We start from the raw sequence: 1,535 nt of genomic DNA, 5'->3' as shown, positions 1-1,535 counted from the left end.
CCACCTTGTCGAGGTCGGAGTCGACCGGCACGCCGAGGTCGATGATCGCCCGCGCCCACCCCTGCGACATGTTGCCGATGCGGGTGACCTCGCCGTTGCGCACGTACCAGAGCGTGCCGTTGACGTCCCGAACCTGGGTGATGCGCACGCTGACGTACTCGACCACACCGGAGGCAAGGCCGAGATCGACGACGTCGCCGATGCCGATCTGATCCTCCGCGACGATGAACATACCGTTCAGGACGTCCTTGACGATGTTCTGCGCGCCGAAACCGAGGCCCGCACCCACCGCCGCCGTGAGCAGGGTGAGCGAGCCGAGCAGGCTGTTGTCGAGCGCATTCACGACGAGGACGACAGCGATCACGACGAGCATCACGTTGACGATGTTCTGCAGGATCGTCCCGAGAGTGCGCGTGCGCTGGACGAGACGCATGTCGGCGAGCGGCGACCGCTCCAGCGCCTGCGTGTCATCCACTGCGGCCTTGTTCTTCGCGCTGTCGACGATGCGGTGCACCACGCGGCGGATGACCACACGCAGCACGAGTGCGATGAGTACGCACGCCGCGACGATGATCCCGACCTGGAGCGCTTTCCCGCCGACGACGCCGAGCACGGCGAGCACGTCGGCCCACCATTTCGGCAGTTCGGTGACGACAGGAGCAGGGGTGGTTGCGAATGACACGATCATCCCCTTCAGAATACCGATCAGGCCTCTGCGCGGGCTGGCTGCACCGCGCAGAGGCCTGATCAGTGAAGCGAGGTCAGTCCTCCGCGTCGCGGGACTGAGCGGCCAGTGCGCGCTCGACGTCGGCCAGGTTCTCGAGCACGAGACGACGCAGCGCGGGAGCGGCGTCCTGGTTCGCGGACAGCCAGGCCCGCGTGGCGTCGCGCAGCTCGACGTCGGCGATGGCAGTCGGGAACAGGCCGACGATCAGGTACTGAGCGATCTGGTAGGTGCGGGATTCCCAGATCGGCTCCAGCATGTCGAAGTAGGCCGGCACGAATTCGCGCAGCGCATCGGCGCCCGCCGGGTGCACGAAGCCGAGCGCCGCAGAGCGCACGATCGTGTTCGGCGCGTCGTCGCGTTCGATCAGCGATTCCCAGGCGGCCCTCTTCGATGCCGAGTCGGGCAGGGCTGCGCGCGCCTGAGCGGCGAACTCGCCACCCTTCGCCGTGTTGTCCGCCGAGAGTGCCGCATCGATCGACGCGGCGTCGGTCGCACCGATCGTCGCGAGACCGACGAGGAGCTGCCAGTTGAGGTCGGCATCGATCTCGAGACCCGGAAGAGTCTCTTCTCCGGAGCGGAGGCGACCGATGACGCCGGCGTGCTCGGGCGTGACCAGAGAGCTGGCGAACGCGGTGACGAACTGAAGCTGGCTGTCGCTGCCCGACTCCGCGGCCTCGGCGAGCGCCCAGACGCCGTCTGCGACCTTCTGGCGGGCGGCGAGACGCGCCTCGGGCGTCACGTACAGCGTGGCTGCCGTCCGCAGCTGTGCGAGCGTGGTGCGCACAGTGGTCGACTCGGTCTCGCGCCC

2 protein-coding genes are annotated in these 1,535 nt (G+C 68.0%); both read right to left on the bottom strand.

All coding sequences use genetic code 11. The annotated features are described in order from the left end of the window. On the bottom strand, positions 1-688 hold a 688-nt coding region (locus J7E68_RS17400; RefSeq protein WP_215174716.1), incomplete at its 3' end, for a mechanosensitive ion channel family protein. Positions 689-761: 73 nt separating this feature from the next. After that, positions 762-1,535: ERAP1-like C-terminal domain-containing protein (locus tag J7E68_RS17395; RefSeq protein ID WP_215174709.1), on the bottom strand; the 774-nt coding region annotated here is incomplete at its 5' end.

This window comes from Microbacterium sp. ISL-103 (genome assembly GCF_018613995.1).
Lineage (GTDB): Bacteria > Actinomycetota > Actinomycetes > Actinomycetales > Microbacteriaceae > Microbacterium.
The sequence above is the reverse complement of the archived record's forward strand: the minus strand, read 5'-3'. Positions and strand labels throughout refer to the sequence as shown.